Below are 18,376 nucleotides of genomic sequence, written 5' to 3'. Positions count from 1 at the left end.
TGAAGGTCGATCTCGTGGCGCCGGACGGCACCTTGTACAACATCCACAACCGCACCGGCGGGGGCACCGACAACATCAACAAGACGGTGACCCTGAACCTGTCGAGCGAGCCGCTCAACGGCACGTGGATCCTGCGCGTCAACGACAACGCCGCCGGCGACACCGGCCGGATCGACAGCTGGTCGATCACGTTCTGAACCGCGGATCGCTGATCCGCTGAGCCGTCGATTCGACGGTCAGGAAACCCCGCCGGTACGCCGGCGGGGTTTCTTTTCTCCGCCCTTCCGACGCCGCCGGAAGAAAGTCGTCCGGCGCGGAACATCGCTCGTCGTCATCGACGCACCGCGACGTCGCGCATCGCTGCGCTCGGCGCAAACCCAGGCGCGTCAGTGCAATCCGCAGCGCATTGCTGGCGCCCGGCGCAGTCGACGTGCGCCACGTCAGTCGCCTTCGGGTTCTTCCGCATCCAGGCCGAGTTCGCGCGCGAGGAACGCGTATTCGTCGGCCTTGAGCTCGGCGACCTGCAGCGGGCTGGAACCCAGGCCGTGGCCGGCGTCGAAGTCCACGCGCAGGAGCACGGGCCGTCGCGACGACGTCGATGCCTGGAGCCGCGCGGCCATCTTGCCGAGCTGCCAGGCCGGCACGCGCGGGTCGTTGTAGCCGGCTTCGAGCAGCACGGCCGGATACGCGGTGCCGCGGCGCAGGTTCGCGTAGCCGCTGATCGCGCGCAGCGCGCGATATTCCTCGGGATTCTTCACGCTGCCGTACTCGACGACGTTGGCCGGTCCGCCGGCCGTCTGTTCGATGCGCAGCAGGTCGGTGACGCCGACGCGGAACATCACGGCGCGGAACAGCTGCGGCTGCTGCGCGAGCGCCGCGCTCATGACGATGCCGCCGGCGCTCTTGCCGGCGATGGCCAGATGATCGGGGGAGGTGTAGCCCTCGGCGATCAGCCAGCGCGCCGCGGCGACGAGGTCGTCGACGGCGTGCTGCTTGCGCGTGCCGCGGCCGGCTTCGTGCCAGGCCGCACCCTTCTCGCCGCCGCCGCGCACATGCGCGAACGCGAGCACCCCGCCGCGTTCGTACCAGGCGAGGTCCGGCGCCGAGAACCACATCGGCGACAGCGCGCCGTAGGAGCCGTAGGTCACGAGCAGCACCGGGTTCTTGCCGTCGCGCGGCAGGTCCTTGCGCGCCGTGATCGTCAGCGGCACCTGCACGCCGCCGCTCGCGATCTCGACGCGTGTCGTCGCGATCGCCGAGAAGTCGGCCGGGTCGGCCGCACGCAGGCCGGTGTCGACCGGCGCCTGGCCGGGCTCGTAGCGGAACACGCGCGGCGACAAGGTCGGCGCCTGCAGCGCATAGGTCACGCCGGGCAGGTTCGGGTCGGCGCTGAACTCGATCATCTCGCCGAGCACGCCGAGCGGCAGCGCGCGGGACTTGCCGGCTTCGTCGTAGGACAGCGCGGCCACGTCGGCGCTGCCGTTGCGCGTGCCGACGACGTAAAGCGCGTCGGCCGCGTCGGCGAGCCAGCCGTTGCCGCTGCCGAGGATGACGCCGGCCGGCGCATACCATTCCTTCGCGTCGGCGAGGCTGCCGCGTTCGGCGCCGAAGCGCAGCACGCGGCCGTTCGGGCTGTCCTTTTCGCTGATCACGTAGACCTGGTCCGCATGCAGCGCGACCGCGGTGATCGCATCCGCAGGGTCGGCGATGCGCCGCCAGGCCGGCTTCTTGCTGCGCAGGTCGCGCAGCCACAGCGCGACGTGCCCGTCGGTGCCGCGGTTGACCGAGCCGACCAGCCAGCGGCCGTCGGCGCTTTCGGCGGCGTCGGTGAAACTGATCTTGCCGTCGATCTCGACGGCCGGATCGACGCCGGGCCCGAACACGGCCTTGTCCTTGCCCGCGGCCGCGCCGAGCGCATGGAAGAAAACGCGGTTGTTCTCGTGCTTGCGCGTCTCCGGCGCGCCGGGCGGCAGCTTCTGCAGCTGTGCGTAGTAGACGCCCTTGCCGTCGGCGCTCCAGCGCGGGACCGGCGCGGACAGCCGCGGCAGGGTATCGGCGAGGAGCTTGCCGCTGCGCACGTCGACGAAGCGCAGCGACCAGTTCTCGCTGCCGCCCTCGCCGACCGCGACGGCGACGTGGCGGCCGTCGGGCGACACAGAGATGAAATCGAGCGAGCGGCGCCTGGCGCTCTCGCCGAGCGCCGCGGGCTGCAGCAGCAGGCGCTTCTCGCCGCCGGCGACGGCGCGCTGCATCAGGCGCACGTCGCCGCCGTCGGTCGGGGTTTCGAGGAAGAAATACTGGTCGCCGGTGCGCGTGACGAAGCGCAGGTTCGCCGTGGCCGTCTGCAGCGCGCGTATGCGGTCGAACCAGCGCCGATGCTGCGCGGCGTCGCGCTCGTACCAGCGGCGCGTATAGGCGTTCTGCGCGCGGTACCAGGTGTCGAGCTCGGCGCTGGGCTGCTCCATCCAGCGGTACGGATCGACGACGGTGTCGTCGAAATAGCGGTCCTCGACGTCGGCGATGCGGGCCGGCGGCGGCGCATCTGCGGCGGAGGCGATGCCGGCCGACGCGGCAGCGGCGAGAACGAAGAGACCGAGACAGCGGATGAGGTGGCGCGGGTTCGGGTTCATCCGGCAATCCTACGAATTCTTACGTAGTTCGCCTAGTCGTCGTCGGCGCCGTCCTGGTGTGCGCTGCAGCATGCGGAAATGCGGCGTCGGCCTTCCCCGCCTGCAGCCCCCTGCAACGGCGGCCGCCCGGGCCGTGGGACGACTGCTTCATCAACCGCGAGCCCGTCACGTTGCACCGCGCCGGACAAACCCTGGGCGCGACATCCAGCGCCGACCATTGGGTCGTCTTCGAACCCGCGCACGCGACCTGCGTGGAACCGCAGACCGGTCCGCCCGACGCGTTCAATCCCGATCGCGCGATTCGTCTCGCGCCGGGTGCGTCCTGCCGCGCGTGGTTCCGGATGGAATGGCGCCGGGCCGGAGGATGTTCGTCCGCGGGACGGCGTGTCGAAGGACCGGCGAGTTCCGCGCGCCGGAACGGTCGCGATCCGGAACCGGCGGCCGCGCACGGCCGCGCGGCGGCGCTTGGAGCCGGCCCCGAAACAGCCGATGATGCCGGCCGGCGTGCGGCGGCGATCGTGAATCTGCCGGGCGACGGGAATCGCCCGTTCGCTGCACGGCGCAATCCGCAACAGGGGAACAGCGCGGACTTCGGGGATTTTTTGGTGACCCGACGCAGCGCCGCCGGCCGTCCATCGGGCAGGGGAACCCGGGGCAACGGCCGCGCCGGCGACATGAAGAGCATTCGCAAGGCAACGGGGACCGATCGGCGAAAGAACAGAAGCGGGAGGGGAAATGAAACTGGCTTGGCTCGACGCTGCCATCGTGCTGGCGTATCTCGTCGGCATCTTCGTGCTCGCGCAGCTCGTCTCGCGCGAGAAGGGCGCGCATCGCAAAGATGCGAAAGACTACTTTCTCGCCGGCAAGGCGCTGCCGTGGTGGGCGATCGGCACGTCGCTGATCGCGGCGAACATCTCGGCCGAGCAGATCATCGGCATGTCCGGATCCGGCTATGCGATCGGCCTGGCGATCGCGTCCTACGAATGGATGGCGGCGGCGACCTTGCTGATCGTCGGGCGCTGGTTCCTGCCGGTATTCCTGCGCAACGGCATCAACACGATGCCGCAGTTCCTCGAGGAGCGTTACGGCCGCCGCATTCGCACCGTGATGGCGGTGTTCTGGCTGATCCTGTACGTCTTCGTGAACCTCACGTCGATCCTCTGGCTCGGTTCGATCGCCGTGAACCAGGTGGCCGGCATAGATCAGTTCACCGCGCTCGTGCTGCTCGGCGCGTTCGCGCTCGCCTACCAGCTGTACGGCGGCCTCAAGGCCGTCGCGCTGACCGACATCGTGCAGGTCTCGCTGCTCGTGCTCGGCGGATTGTCAGTCGCCGCCATCACGCTCGACCGGATCGGCGGCGGCGACGTCCTCGCCGGCTTCCAGCGGCTGTGGGCGGAGCATCCGGAGCATTTCCGGATGATCCTGTCGCCGGACAACCCGCACTACAAGGAACTGCCCGGCCTCGCCGTGCTGCTCGGCGGCATGTGGGTCATGAACGTCAGCTACTGGGGCTTCAACCAGTACATCATCCAGCGCGGCCTCGCCGCGAAAAGCGTGGCCGAGGCGCAGAAGGGCGTGCTGCTCGCCGCCGCGCTCAAGCTCGTGATGCCGCTGATCGTGGTGCTGCCCGGCATCGCCGCGGTCGCGCTTGCGCCGGATCTCGCCCGGCCCGACCAGGCCTATCCGACGATGATGGGCCTGCTGCCGACCGGCGTGCTCGGCCTGGTCTTCGCCGCCCTCGTCGCGGCGGTCATGGCCTCGCTGGCCTCGAAGATCAATTCGATCGCGACGATCTTCACGCTCGACTTCTACGCCCGGATCGGCGACCGCAAGGACGAGACGCACCTCGTCACCGTCGGCCGCCTCGCCGCGGTCGGCGCGGTCGTCGTCGGCGTGCTCGCCGCCCGGCCGCTGCTCGGCAGTTTCGAGCAGGCGTTCCAGTACATCCAGGATTTCACCGGCTACTTCACGCCGGGCATCTGCGCGATCTTCCTGCTCGGCCTGTTCTGGCCGCGCGCGAACGAGGCCGGCGCGCTGGCCGGTGCGATCGGTTCGGTGGCGCTGTCGATCGCGGTCCGGTTCGGGCTGCCGCAGATGCCGTTCATGAACCGCGTCGGCTGGGTGTTCGTGCTGTCGGTCGCGCTCGCGGTCGCGGTCTCGCTCGCGACGCGCCCGCCGCAGCGCAACCTGATCCGCACCGACGACGTCGACTTCCGCACTTCGGCCGGCTTCCATGCCGGCGCGCTCGTCGTGATCGCGCTGCTCGTCGTGCTGTACACGGTGTTCTGGTGATGCGCCGGCACGCGGAGAAGCCCATGTCCCTCAGAATGATCGCCGGCCTGCTTTTCGGCCTGCTGGCCGCGCCGCTGCCGGCGGCGTGGCAGAACGTCGGCGCCGTGCGCGAGCTGCATCGCGACGGCGATGCGGCGACCTTGATCCTGCACAGCGGCGCGGCCATGTCGTTCGCGTTCGTCTCGCCCGACGTCGTGCGTGTGCGCCTCGCTCCGGACGGCCGCTTCGGGCGCGATTTTTCCTACGCGTTGAGCGCGCCGGCCCCGCGCACGGCATTGCAGGTCGACGAGCGCGGCGACGCGGTCGAGCTGCGCAGCGCCGGCGCGCAAGGCGCGCGCGTCGTCGTGCGCCGGCAGCCCGCGCTGTCGTTCGAAGTACTCGACGCGAACGGCAGGCCGGTCCTGGCCAGCGATCCGCAGCGTCCGCCGGCGTTCGACCGCGACACCGGCGCCGTCGAATTCACGGGACTGCGCGACGCGTTCGACTTGTACTACGGCTTCGGCGAGCAGGCGCTGCCGACCGCGCGCGACCATCAGACCATCACGCTGTGGAACACCGACGCCTACGGTTACGGCCGCGGCGCGACGGCGCTGTACCAGTCGATCCCGTTCTTCCACGGCTCGCGCGGCGGGCTGAGCTGGGGCGCGTTCTTCGACAACACCTGGCGCAGCCATTTCGACATGGGCGCGAGCGACCCGGAACGCTGGCGCTGGCAAGCCAACGGCGGCGAGCTGGATCTATACGTCTTCACCGGCGGCGCCGGACGCAGCCCGCGCCGGGTGCTCGGCGACTACACCGCGCTGACCGGCCGCACGCCGCTGCCGCCGCTATGGGCGCTCGGCTACCAGCAGTCGCGCTGGTCGTACAAGCCGCAGGCGCGCGTCGTCGAACTCGCGCGCGAATTCCGCGAGCGGAAGATCCCGCTCGACGTGCTCTACCTCGACATCGACTACATGGACGGCTATCGCGTCTTCACCTGGTCGCCGACGGATTTCCCGGAGCCCGGAACGATGATCGCCGACCTGCACGGCGCCGGCGTGCGCCTCGTCGAGATCGTCGATCCGGGCATCAAGGCCGATCCGGGCTATGCGGTCTACGACAGCGGCAGACAGGCCGGCGTCTACGTGCGCGACGCGCAGGGCGCGGAGCTGCGCGCGCAGGTCTGGCCCGGCGAGACCGCCTTCCCCGATTTCACCGACCCGCAGGCGCGCGCCTGGTGGGGCGGGCAGATGGCCAAGCCGGTGCGCGACGACATCGACGGCATCTGGAACGACATGAACGAACCCGGCGTGTTCGTGCCCGACGGCGCACCGGGTCCGCGCACGCCGCAGAACCCGCGCAAGACCTTCCCGCTCGACGCGCGTCATGCCGGCGACGGTATCCCGGGCGATCACGCGCGCTATCACAACGTCTACGGCATGCAGATGGCGCGCGCGACGTTCGAGGGACTGCGCCGGCAGCGTCCCGACCGGCGTCCGCTGGTGCTGACGCGCGCCGGCTACGCCGGCGTGCAGCGCTACTCGGCGGTCTGGACCGGCGACAACAGCACGAGCTGGGAGCACCTGCAGATCTCGATCCCAATGCTGACCGGCCTGTCGATCTCCGGCGTGCCGTTCGTCGGCGCCGACGTCGGCGGCTTTTCCGGCTCGCCGAGCGCGGAGCTCTTCACGCGCTGGCTGCAGGCCGCGGCGCTGACGCCGTTCCTGCGCGGCCACTCCGCGTGGAACACGCCGCCGCGCGAACCGTGGGTATTCGGCGCCGAGCACGAGCGCATCAACCGCGCCGCGATCGAGCTGCGCTACCGCCTGCTGCCCTACCTCTACGCGCTGTTTCACGAGGCCGAAGCGAGCGGCGCGCCGCCGATGCGGCCGCTGTGGTTCGACTACCCGCGCGACGACAAGGCCGCCACGGTCGACGATGAATTCCTGGTCGGCGACGCGCTGCTCGTCGCACCCGTCGTCACCGAAGGCGCGGTCAAGCGCGACGTGCAGTTCCCGGCCGGCGCCGACTGGATCGACTGGTACGACGGCACGCGCCACGCCGGCGGCACGCAGGCATCCGTCGCCGCGCCGCTCGATCGTCTGCCGCTGTTCCTGCGCGCGGGCGCGAGCGTGCCGACGCAGCCGGTCGTCCAGCACACCGGCGAGATGGCGAACGTGCCGCTGACCGTGGTCGTCGCGCTCGGCGCCGCGGGCCGGAGCACGATCTACCAGGACGCCGGCGACGGCTACGCGTATCGCGACGGCGGATCGCGCACGGTCACGGTCGAGCAGAACGCGAGCGGCGTGACGTTCTCGATCCCGCCGAATCACGGCTGGCAGAAGATCGGCTTCGTCGAATTCCTCGGTCTCGATGCGGCGCCGAAGTCGGTGCGCATCGACGGCAAGCGCGTGCACGACGCGCCGTTCGACGCGGCCGCGCGCCGCCTGCGGGTCACTCTGCCGGACGAGCACGTCGGAACCGTCACCTTGACGCGCTGACCGGGCCGGCCAGTCCAGGAACCGGACTCAGGAAGCCCCGGCGCGCCGCCGCCGGGCGCTGAATACGTTTGCATTGTCGCATTGTGCAGTGCACCTGCCGCTAGAGTGCGCGGTGCAGGGCGCATTCCTGGGGAGGACGACGATGCGTGGACTGATCCGGCAGTGGACGGGTACGTGGCTGGTCGCGGCGTTCGGCGCGCTGCTCGCGCTGGGTGCGGCGCCGCGCGCGCACGCGGCGATCGATGCCTACGGCCTCGGCGCGAAGTACGACGCGACGCAGGCGAACATCACGTTCAAGGTGTATTCCTCGCGCGCGACGCGCATCGAGGTGTGGCTGTACAAGACCGCCTCCGGCGCGCAGGAGCGCGTGCGCTACGTGATGACCAAGGACGCGGCGACCAACGTCTGGTCGAAGACGGCGTCGGTGGCCACCCTGCGGAACACCTACGACATCACGGGCGCGGTCTACTACGGCTATCGCGCCTGGGGTCCGAACTGGACCTACAGCAGTTCCTGGACCAAGGGCAGCGGCACCGGCTTCGTCAGCGACGTCGACGCGAACGGCAACCGCTTCAATCCGAACAAGCTGCTGCTCGATCCCTACGCGCGCGAGGTCAGCCAGGACCCGAACACCGCCACGTGCACCGACGGCACGATCTACGCGAGCGGCGCGAGCTACCGCAACCTCGACAGCGGCGCCTGCGCGCCCAAGGGCATCGTGCTCGCCGCCGACACCACCTCGACCGGCAGCAAGCCCACGCGCGCGTTCAAGGACGACGTGGTGTACGAAGTGCACGTGCGCGGCCTGACGCGCGACGACACGAGCCTCGCCGCGGCCGTCCGCGGCACCTACGCGGGCGCAGCGCAGAAGGCGTCCGCGCTCGCCGCGCTCGGCGTCACCGCGGTGGAATTCCTGCCCGTGCAGGAAACGCAGAACGACCAGAACGACATCGACCCGAACTCCGACACCGGCGACAACTACTGGGGCTACATGACCCTGAACTGGTTCGCGCCGGACCGCCGTTATTCCTCGGACAAGAGCGCCGGCGGCCCGACGCGCGAATTCAAGGCGATGGTGAAGGCGTTCCACGACGCCGGCATCAAGGTCTACGTCGACGTGGTCTACAACCACACCGGCGAGGGCGGCGCCTGGGGCGGCACGGACGGCCTCACGGTCTACAACGTGCAGTCCTGGCGCGGCCTGGACAATCCGACCTACTACTCGCTGACCAGCGACCTGCAGTATCCGTGGGACAACACCGGCGTCGGCGGCAACTACAACACGCGCAACGCGACGGCGCAGAACCTCATCGTGGATTCGCTCGCCTACTGGCGCGACGCGCTCGGCGTCGACGGTTTCCGCTTCGATCTCGCGTCGGTGCTCGGCAACACCTGCCAGCACGGCTGCTACAACTTCGACAAGATGGATGCCGGCAACGCGCTCAATCGCATCGTCGCCGAGCTGCCGCCGCGTCCGGCCGGCGGCGGCAGCGGCCTGGACCTGATCGCCGAACCCTGGGCGATCGGCGGCAACTCCTACCAGGTCGGCGGCTTTCCGAGCGGCTGGGCGGAATGGAACGGCGCGTTCCGCGATGCGGTGCGCAAGGCGCAGAACAAGCTCGGCCTCGAGACCGTCACGACCGGCACGCTCGCGACGCGCTTCGCGGGCTCGTCGGACCTGTACGGCGACGACGGACGCAAGCCCTGGCATTCGGTGAACTTCGTCGTCGCGCACGACGGCTTCACGCTCAACGACCTCTACGCCTACAACACGAAACAGAACAGCCAGCCCTGGCCCTACGGCCCGTCCGACGGCGGCGAGGACAACAACAACAGCTGGGACCAGGGCGGCGTCGCCGCGAACCAGCGCCGCGCCGCGCGTACCGGCTTCGCGCTGGAGATGCTCAGCGCCGGCGTGCCGATGCTGACCGGCGGCGACGAGGCGCTGCGCACGACGTTCGGCAACAACAACCCGTACAACCTGGATTCGTCGGCGAACTACCTGTTCTGGACGCGCACGACGACCGAAGCCAACCACGAGACCTTCTCCAAGCGCCTGATCGCGTTCCGCAAGGCGCATCCCGCGCTGCGTCCGGCCAACTTCTACTCGGGCGTGGACAACAACGGCAACGTCATGGAGCAGCTGCGCTGGTTCAAGACCGACGGCAGCCAGGCCGACGCGGCCTACTTCAACGATCCGAACAACCATGCGATCGCCTGGCGCATCGACGGCAGCGAATTCGGCGACACGGCGAGCGCGATCTACATCGCCTACAACGGCTGGTCGGGCAGCGTGAACTTCGTCCTGCCATGGCCCGGCAGCGGCAAGTCCTGGTATCGTGTGACCGATACCGCAACCTGGAACGAAGGCGCCAGCACCGTCGCCGTGCCGGGTGCGGAAGCCTTCATCGGCGGCGAATGGACGAGCTACGGCCTCGAAGCACGTTCGCTGCTCGTGCTGATCGCGAAATAGACCAGCGACCGACCAGGAACAACGAGACGCATGACGCAACGGCCGGAACTCGTCGCCGACATCGGCGGCACGAACGCACGCTTCGCGCTGGTCGATCCGGCGGCGCCGACCGCGCTGGCGCAGCAGCGCTCGCTGCCGTGCGCGGAATTCGCAAGCCTGCAGCACGCCGCCGAGACCTATCTCGCGCACGTGGGCGCGCAGCCCGCGCGCGCGGCGATCGCGGTCGCCTGCCCGGTCGCCGGCGACGCGATCCGCCTGACCAACCGCGCCTGGTCGTTCAGCCGCGAGGAACTGCGGCGCAGCCTCCACCTCGACCGGCTGCACGTGCTCAACGATTTCGGCGCCGTCGCGCGGGCCATGCCGGCGCTGACACCGGCCGATCGCGAGACCCTGCACGGCGATCCGGCCGCGCCGCTGACGGGGCCGGTCAGCGTGCTCGGTCCCGGCACCGGGCTCGGCGTCGCGCAGCTCGTCGGTGACACGCAGCGCGGCTGGCACGTGGTGGAGACCGAAGGCGGGCACGTCAGCTTCGCGCCGCAGGGCGACGAAGAGCAGCGGATCGCGCGCTGGCTCGACGCGCGCTTCGGCCGCACGTCGAACGAACGCGTGCTGTCGGGCACGGGCCTGTCGCACATCGACGCGGCGCTCGCGACGATGGAGGACGGCTCGCCGACCCTGGACGACCTGTCCACGCCGCTGCGCGATCCGGCGCAGATCGTCGCGGCCGCGCTGGACGGGCACGACCTCGCCGCGCGGCGCGCGCTCGCGCGGTTCTGCGCCGTGCTCGGCAGCGTGGCCGGCGACATCGCGCTGATCCAGGGCGCACGCACGGTGATGATCGCCGGCGGCATCGTGCCGCGCTTCGTGCCGTTCCTGCGCACCAGCGCGTTCCGCGAGCGCTTCCTCGCGAAGGGGCGCATGGCCGCGCTGCTCGAAGGCGTCGCGATCCACGTCGTGACGCACGCCCAGCCGGGCCTGCTCGGCGCGGCGGCCGCGCTGCGCACGCAGGACTGAAACGCCGCGCACTCGCGCCGTCCACGGGCGGGACATGCTGCGCCGCGTCATGCCTTGCGGCGCCCATCGTAAGACCCTAGGAGCCGTGGCGGATGCGATGCGGCGTCTTCGCGCCGCGGCCCCGGCAGCTCGTGCACATGAAAGCAAAATCCACTTCGTTCGACATCGCCTACCATGCCGGCGTCTCGCAGGCCACGGTGTCGCGCGCGCTGCGCGGCAGTCCGCTCGTGAGCCTCGACACGCGCCGCCGCGTGCAGGAAATCGCGCGCCAGCTCAACTACAAGGTCGACAAGAACGCTTCCGCGCTGCGCCGGCAGAACACGGCCACCCTGGCGCTGCTGCTGTTCGAGGACCCGACCTCGGACGATTCGCTGATCAATCCGTTCTTCCTGTCCATGCTCGGCTCGATCACGCGCACCTGCGCGCGCCAGGGCTACGACCTGCTCGTGTCGTTCCAGCAGGCCAGCGAGGACTGGCACGCCGAATACCAGGACGCGCACAAGGCCGACGGCCTGATCCTGCTCGGCTACGGCGACTACGTGGTATCGCAGCACAAGCTGCAGAAGCTCGTCGAACAGGGCACGCACTTCGTGCGCTGGGGCGCGGTGGTGGAAGGCCAGCCCGGCGTGTCGGTCGGCTGCGACAACGTGCAGGGCGGCCACGCCGCCGCGGCGCACCTGCTCGATCTCGGCCGGCGCCGCATCGCGTTCATCGGCAATGCGACCGAGCACTGCCCGGAATTCCGCGACCGCTGGCTCGGCTACCGCGACGCGCTGCTCGCCGCCGGCATAGCGCCGGACACGGCGCTGCAGGTGGACGCGATGGATTCGACCGAAGAGGTCGGCTATCGCACCGCGCGCGAGCTGCTCGACCGCGGCGTCGCGTTCGACGCGCTGTTCGCCGCGAGCGACCTCATCGCGATCGGCGCGATGCGCGCGCTCGACGACGCGGGCCTGCGCGTTCCGGGCGACGTGTCGGTGGTCGGTTTCGACGACATTCCGATGGCGCGCTTCGCCGCGCCGCCGCTGACGACGGTGCTGCAGGACACCAAGCGCGCCGGCGAGATGCTCGTGGAGCGCCTGCTCGCGCAGCTGCGCGGCGAACCGGCCGACAGCGCGATGCTGCCGGCACAGCTCGTCATCCGCCGTTCGTGCGGCTCGCGCGCATGAGCGCGAGCGCACGCTGACGCAGCGCCGCGTCGGTCAGCGGCGCATCGAGCAGCCACACCGCGACGTCGTGCGCCGGCACGGTCAGCGCCGGTTCCGCGCCGTGCGTCACCGCGAGCGGCGCGGCCGCCGCATCGAGCGCGTTGCGCCAGGTCCCGGCCTGCAGCGAATCCTTCAACGCGAACGTCGCCGGCGCGTCGCCCTTGTTGAGCAGCACGAGCGCGGTCTGCGCCGTGCCCGCGTGTTGGTACACGCGCAGGAAGGCCGCGCGCGCGCCGGAAAATTCGAGATTCACCTGCAGCCCGCGCTGCAGCGCCGGCGAGGCCGCGCGCACGCGCGCGATGCGCGCGAGATGCGCGCGGATCGGATGGGATTTCGCCGCCTCGACGTTGTCCTGCCCGAAGTAGTTGCGGTTGCCGGCATGCTCGGCGCGGCCGCGCATGAAGCCGATCTCCGAACCGTAGTAGACCGCCGGGATGCCGCGCGCGGTGAACAGCCAGTTGTGCGCGTCGATGAAGCCGGCGTCGGTCGCGTCCAGCCGCGCCATGTCGTGGTTGTCGTAGAACGTGACGAGGTCGTACGGATTCGCGTACGGGCCGTTCTCCAGGTACAGCGCCGGCGGAATGGTCTCGAAGCCGGCCTGCCTGGTCCCGAACACGTCGGCCACGCGCTGGCGCAGCGGAAAATCCAGCACGCTGACGGCGCCGCCGCCGGGCCAGGTGTGGTGTGCGATCTTGGCGGCGTCGTACTCGAAGTCCTCGCCGAACAGGAAGAAGCCCGGATGCGCGGCGCGGATGCGCGCGACGAAGGCCTTCCAGAACGTGTCCGGCATCCAGCCGATGGTGTCGACGCGGAACGCGTCGGCGCCCTGCGCGATCCATTGCAGGTAGGCGCCGCTCAGGTAGTCGAGCACCGCCGGGTTGTTCTCGTCGAAGTCGGACAGCTGCGCGAGGTTGCCGCTGCGGTTGTAGAACGCGTGCAGCGGCTCGTGCGCGGGATCGAGCTCGGCCGGCAGGAGATTCTGGTGGTCGGCGATCAGCTTTCCGTCCGCGTCGAAGACCTGGCCGAACTGCGGCTGCCGCTGCGGCATGGAGAACGCCGGCGAGCCGTGGTTGCCGACGATGTCGAGCACGGTCTTGAGGCCGTGGCGTTTCAGCGCCGCGGTGAAGCCGGCGAAGTCCAGGCCCGCGCTCGGCAGGTGTTCGTCGAGCCGGTAAAAGTTCACGCCCCAGTAGCCGTGATAGCCGGTCTTGCCGCGGTCGGTGAACATGCCGCCCCACTTCACCGCGTCGCCGCCCGTGAACGCTTCGTCCGGGTTGTCGACGACCGGCGTCACCCAGACCGCGGAAAAGCCCATGTCGCGAATGTAGCCGGCGTTGTCGACGATGCCCTTGAAGTCGCCGCCGAGGTAGCCGACGTTGTCGCTTTCGCCGGCCGGCGCGCCCGGTGTGGGCCGGTCGAACGTGAAGAACGCGGCCCCTTTCGCCTTGCCCTGGTCGCGCTGGTCGTTCGACGGGTCGCCGTTCACGAAGCGATCGGTCATCGCGAAATAGATCGCCTCGCTCGCGAAAGGCTCCAGGGTGCCGTAGAGCTCGTCCGCCGGCGCGCGCGGCTCGCGCGCCGGCGCATGGGTGCAGGCCGCGACCGAGGCGGCGAGCAGCAGAACCGGCAGGCGGCGGTGCGGCATGTTCATGCGACGGCCTCCGTCGCCGCGGCCGGCTGCGGCTCGGCCACGCGCAACACCGCGAGACCGGCGACGAGGAAACTGATGCCGCCGATCGCGAGCGCCCAGATCGGCTGATTGCCGGCGAAGGTCTTGAGCAGCAGCCCGAGCACGCTCGCGGCGAGCAGCTGCGGGATCACGATGAAGAAATTGAAGATGCCCATGTACACGCCCATCTTCTTCGCCGGCAGGCTGTCGCTGAGCAGCGCGTACGGCAGCGACAGGATCGAGGCCCAGGCGAAGCCGACGCCGACCATCGAGGCCAGCAGCCAGTCGGGATCGCGGATCACGAGGAACGACAGCAGCGCCGCGCCGCCGATCCAGAGATTGGCGAAGTGCGACCAGCGCAGGCCGATGCGCGCGACCATCCACGGGATCACGATCGCCGCGAGCGCCGCGAAACCGTTGTACGCGGCGAACAGCAGGCCGACCCAGTTCGCGCCCTCGTTGTATGCGGCGCTCGCGGTGTCGCTGCTGCCGAAGTGCACCTGGGTCACGGCCGCGGTGGTGTAGATCCACATCGCGAACAGCGCGAACCAGGAGAAGAATTGCACGACGGCGAGGCGGCGCATCGCCGCGGGCATGGCATGCAGGTCGGCCATGATCTGCGTGAACGCGTTGCCCGTGCGCGAGCGCGCGAGCACGACGAGCGCCGCGCCGTAGACGAGCAGCCCGCCGGCGAGCACGTACAGCTCCTTCGCGAGCGATCCGAGCGCGACCCACGCGGCGAGGCCGCCGCCGGCGACCAGCCACGGCAAGGCGTCGCGCGCTGCCGGCGGCGCGGCGTGCGCAACCGGCGCCGGCGCGTCGGCGAAGGATTCCAGCACCTCCGGCGGATACTCGCGCGTGCGCAGCACGGTCCAGACTATCGCGCCGACGAGCACGACGGCGCCGGCGTAGAACGCGTATTGCACGGTCGGCGGAATCGCGCCGGGCGCGGCCGTGTTCGCGACGCCGGCCTTGGCCAGCAGCCACGGCAGCAGGCTCGCCACGACGGCGCCGACGCCGATGAAGAAGCTCTGCATCGAATAGCCCTGCGCGCGTTGCTGCGGCGGCAGCTGGTCCGCGACGAACGCGCGGAACGGCTCCATCGACACGTTGATCGAGGCGTCGAGGATCCACAGCAGGCCCGCGGCGACCCAGAGGACCGGCGACAGCGGCATCAGCAGCAGCGCCGCGCCGGCCAGCAGTGCGCCGTAGAGGAAGTACGGACGCCGGCGGCCGAGCCGGGTCCAGGTGCGATCGGAGTAGTGGCCGACGATGGGCTGCACGATGAGGCCGGTCAGCGGCGCGGCGATCCACAGCACCGGAATCTGGTCCATCGCCGCGCCGAGGGTCTGGAAGATGCGGCTGACGTTCGCGTTCTGCAGCGCGAAGCCGAACTGGATGCCGAGGAAACCGAAGCACATGTTCCAGATCTGCCAGAACGTCATCGGCGGCTTGTGCTTCATGCGACCCTCCAAAACGAGGCCCCGCCGGCGGAACGCCGGCGGGGCGGAGCGCTCCCGGCAGACAGGAGCGTAGCGCGACGGGAACCTGCTTCAGAACTTGTAGGCGGCGCCGAGCAGCACGGTGCGGCCCCATTCGATGTTCTCGAGCGGCCGGTCCTTGGTGGCGGCGTAGGTGCGGTAGGACGAGTTGGTCAGATTGTTCGCCTGCAGCAGCAGGCTCAGGCCGCTCGCGACGGAACCTTCGCCGAAGGTGTAGCTGACCTGCGCGTCGGTGATGTTCTCGCCGACGACGTAGCGCAGGGTGCGGTTGCCGGCGAAGTTGCCGATCTCGCCGATGAAGTCCGAGCGCCGGCGCTGGCTCACGCGCGCCTCGAAACCGTTCTTCTCGTAGTAGGCGGTGAGGTTGTAGACGCGCTTGGACAGGCCCGGCAGGCTGATCGGGCCGTCGCCGACGCTGCTGGAGCTTTCCGGATCCTTGATCTTGATGCTGCTGTCGTTGAAGCTCGCGCTCGCAATGACGCCGAAGCCTTCCAGCGCGCCGGCGAACATGTCCAGCGGCAGCGAGGCCGACAGTTCCAAGCCCCGGAGCGTGCCGCCCTGGCCGTTGAACGGCGCGGTGAAGGTGCCGGTCGTCAGCGCCGGCGGCGCGCCCGGCGGCGGCACGTAGTCGGCGACGAGATCGGAGAAGTCGTGGTCGTCGCGGGTCTGCGTGTAGATGTAGCTGCGCAGATCCTTGTAGAAGAACGCCGCGGCGACATAGGCCTTCGTGCCGAAGTATTTTTCCCACGAAATATCGAACGCGTTCGCGCGCCACGGATCGAGCGTCGGATTGCCGCCGCTCGCGCCGGGCTTGCCGGTCGCCGAATCGATGCCGAAATCGAGCGAGGCGCGCAGCTGGTCGACGCGCGCGCGCGCCACCTGCCGGGCCAGCGCGAGGCGCAGGGTCTGGTCCTCGGCGAGCGAGAACGCGAGGTTCAGGCTCGGCAGCACGTCGTCGTACTTCTTGCCGTCCTCGAACGGACGCACGTTCTGGCCGGCCGGCCGCGTGCCGTCCCAGTAGTTGGCATTGGACGACTGGTCGGTGCGCTGGATCTGAAAGCCGACGTTGCCGCGCACCGGCACCGAGCCCCAGGCGCCGTCGATGTTGGCCTTCGCATAGCCGGTCGTGATCTTTTCGTCCACGGTCCAGGCCTTGGCCACGAGGTACGACGCATCCTCGGTCGGCGCGAACGTCATGTAGCGCGACACCGCGCCCGGCACGTTCCACGACGGAATGAAGCCGACGCCGGCGAAGCCGAGATCGACGAGGCCGTACTGCAGGTCGTCGCCGATCGTGGTGTCGCCCTGCGCGCCGACGTTGATGTTGCCTTCGGGCTGGTGCTTCACCTTCTCGCGGTCGGCGTAGTTGACGCCGAGTTCGAAGTCCGAGAACACGCGGCTGACCGCCTCCGGCGCCGGCAGGGTCGCACCGAACTTGAAGCCCTTGAGCTCGTCTTCCACCTTCGGCGTCTTGCCGTAGCCCGAGCCGTAGATGGTGTTGCGCAGGAACAGCTGGCCCGGATCGGAGTAGTCGCGGTTCGGCACGAGCTGCGAGAAGTCGCCGTGCGAGAAGTCGAGCGCGACCGAGTCGAGCTGCGGCGCCGGCGCGAGCTGGGTGTTGTTCTCGAGATTGATCTCGTCGCGCTTGGCCTTGGACCAGCTGATGTCGGCGACCAGGCTGGCCTGGCCGACGTTCCATTCGTTCTTCCAGCCGACCGCGCTGATCTTGTCCTCGCGCTTGTTGTACATGCCGCGCACGAGCGGATAGACGTTGTTCGCCACGCCGCCGACGAACGTGCCGTTGCCGTTGATCTGCACGTCGGTCAGATCGATGCGGCCGTAGCCGCCGTTGTAGTCGCCGAGGTTCACCTCGAACTGGTTCGCCGTGTCTTCCTGCTTGGACCTGGAATAGAACAGGTCGAGCGTGCTGGACCAGCTGTCGGACGGCCGCACTTCCAGGGTCGCCATCGCGCCGTCGCGCTTCACGTTGCCGGTACGGCGCAGGGCCTTGATGCCGTCGGAGTAGTACGTGCCGGCGGGCACGCCGGGGCGCCAGTCGTCGCCGACCTGCTTCCACGGTTCGTACAGGCCGACCTGGTTTTCCTGGATCGGCGTGTCCGCGTGGGAGAAGCCGATCGCGATGCCGACGTTGCGGGCTGCGGACTGGCCGATGAAGCTCGCGTTGATGCGGTTGCCGTTCGCGTCGACGTTCGCCGCCGAGCCCAGCGAGTTGTGCTGGCCGCGGACGCCGACCACGCTCACGCTGTCGGCGTAGTTCAGCGGCCGCACCGTGTGCATGTCGAGCGTGCCCGACAGGCCCTGGCCGATGAGGCCGGCGTCGGGCGTCTTGAACACGGTCACGCCGCTCATGAGCTCCGACGGGTATTGGTCGAACTCCACGCTGCGGTTGTCGCCAGTGCTCACGAGCTCGCGGCCGTTGAGCAGGGTGGTCGCGAAGTCGGGCGAGAGACCGCGCACGCTGATGACCTGCGCGCGGCCGGCCACGCGCTGCGCCGCAAGACCCGGCAGGCGCGCGATGGACTCGGCGATGCTGATGTCGGGCAGCTTGCCGATGTCTTCGGCCGACACGGCCTCGACGATGGACGTCGAGGACTGCTTGGCCTCGATCGCGCTCTCGATACCGTGGCGGATGCCGGTGACGTTGACCGTTTCGAGCTTCTGCGTCTCCTCGGCCTTCTTTTTCTTCGCGGCGGCGGCCTTGGCGTCCTGCGGCGCCTCGTCGGCGTCGGCAGCCAGGGAAGACTGCGCGTACGCGGCGCCGGCGGCCATCACGATCGCCGAAGCGAGCGCCTTGCTGAGCAGATTGCGTTTGAAATTCATCATGGGCCTCCCCCCAAATGAAGCTGGTAGTTGCGCGCCGTCGTGCGGCCTGCGCTGCGGGGAGGATGGTAGCGGCGGGGAAAAGCGCGAACGGTTTCCTGCAAACGTATTCATGCGCTCGCGCGTCCGGCGCCGCCGATGCCGTACGCCGTGCGCGGGCATGATCGCGCCGGACGCGCGGCAGGTTCCGGCCGTTTCATGTTGCGCTGCGTGATGGAGGTGGAGCGATGCTGTCTGGCGCCCGGCTGCTGGGAAATCGTTGGTTCG

The 18,376-nt window shown here is 69.7% G+C and carries 10 protein-coding genes; 6 read left to right on the top strand and 4 right to left on the bottom strand.

Annotated features, from left to right (window positions below):
- On the top strand, positions 1 to 197 hold a 197-nt coding region (locus NON22_RS04085; RefSeq protein ID WP_257385637.1), incomplete at its 5' end, for a proprotein convertase P-domain-containing protein.
- A gap of 243 nt (positions 198 to 440) precedes the next feature.
- On the opposite strand, the gene NON22_RS04080 is transcribed toward NON22_RS04085, so the two are convergent.
- The gene (locus tag NON22_RS04080; protein ID WP_257385636.1) at positions 441 to 2,630 is read right to left on the bottom strand and encodes a prolyl oligopeptidase family serine peptidase; all 2,190 of its coding nucleotides are present in this window, start codon (positions 2,628 to 2,630) and stop codon (positions 441 to 443) included.
- Positions 2,631 to 3,365: 735 nt separating this feature from the next.
- Between NON22_RS04080 and NON22_RS04070 the strand changes: the two genes are divergently transcribed.
- From NON22_RS04070 to NON22_RS04050, 5 genes are all read left to right on the top strand, one after another.
- Positions 3,366 to 4,922, top strand: coding sequence for a sodium/sugar symporter (locus NON22_RS04070; RefSeq protein ID WP_257385635.1), 1,557 nt, complete (start codon positions 3,366 to 3,368; stop codon positions 4,920 to 4,922).
- Positions 4,923 to 4,945: 23 nt separating this feature from the next.
- Positions 4,946 to 7,402: a glycoside hydrolase family 31 protein gene (locus tag NON22_RS04065; RefSeq protein WP_257385638.1), complete on the top strand. Its 2,457-nt coding sequence runs from the start codon at positions 4,946 to 4,948 to the stop codon at positions 7,400 to 7,402.
- Between the two features lie 142 nt (positions 7,403 to 7,544).
- A complete protein-coding gene (locus tag NON22_RS04060; RefSeq protein ID WP_257385634.1) occupies positions 7,545 to 9,875 on the top strand; it encodes an isoamylase in 2,331 nt (776 codons plus the stop codon).
- Positions 9,876 to 9,905: 30 nt separating this feature from the next.
- Positions 9,906 to 10,889 carry a glucokinase gene (gene glk, locus NON22_RS04055; protein ID WP_257385633.1) on the top strand — a complete coding sequence of 328 codons (984 nt, stop codon included), beginning with the start codon at positions 9,906 to 9,908 and terminating at the stop codon, positions 10,887 to 10,889.
- A gap of 137 nt (positions 10,890 to 11,026) precedes the next feature.
- The gene (locus tag NON22_RS04050) at positions 11,027 to 12,058 is read left to right on the top strand and encodes a LacI family DNA-binding transcriptional regulator (protein WP_257385632.1); all 1,032 of its coding nucleotides are present in this window, start codon (positions 11,027 to 11,029) and stop codon (positions 12,056 to 12,058) included.
- On the opposite strand, the gene NON22_RS04045 is transcribed toward NON22_RS04050, so the two are convergent.
- The 3 genes from NON22_RS04045 to NON22_RS04035 all read right to left on the bottom strand — a co-directional run bounded on the left by NON22_RS04045 (position 12,027) and on the right by NON22_RS04035 (position 18,112).
- Positions 12,027 to 13,748, bottom strand: a complete 1,722-nt coding sequence (locus tag NON22_RS04045) for an alpha-amylase family glycosyl hydrolase (protein ID WP_257385631.1) — start codon at positions 13,746 to 13,748, stop codon at positions 12,027 to 12,029. The genes NON22_RS04050 and NON22_RS04045 overlap by 32 nt on opposite strands.
- On the bottom strand, positions 13,745 to 15,229 hold the full coding sequence (locus NON22_RS04040) for an MFS transporter (protein WP_257385630.1): 1,485 nt from the start codon (positions 15,227 to 15,229) through the stop codon (positions 13,745 to 13,747). Before NON22_RS04040 ends, NON22_RS04045 begins: the two co-directional genes overlap by 4 nt.
- A gap of 90 nt (positions 15,230 to 15,319) precedes the next feature.
- A complete protein-coding gene (locus NON22_RS04035) occupies positions 15,320 to 18,112 on the bottom strand; it encodes a TonB-dependent receptor (RefSeq protein ID WP_257385628.1) in 2,793 nt (930 codons plus the stop codon).
- Between the last annotated feature and the right edge of the window lie 264 nt (positions 18,113 to 18,376).

This window comes from Tahibacter caeni (genome assembly GCF_024609805.1).
Taxonomy (GTDB): Bacteria; Pseudomonadota; Gammaproteobacteria; order Xanthomonadales; family Rhodanobacteraceae; genus Tahibacter; species Tahibacter caeni.
This window is presented reverse-complemented; position numbering and strand designations above follow the sequence as displayed.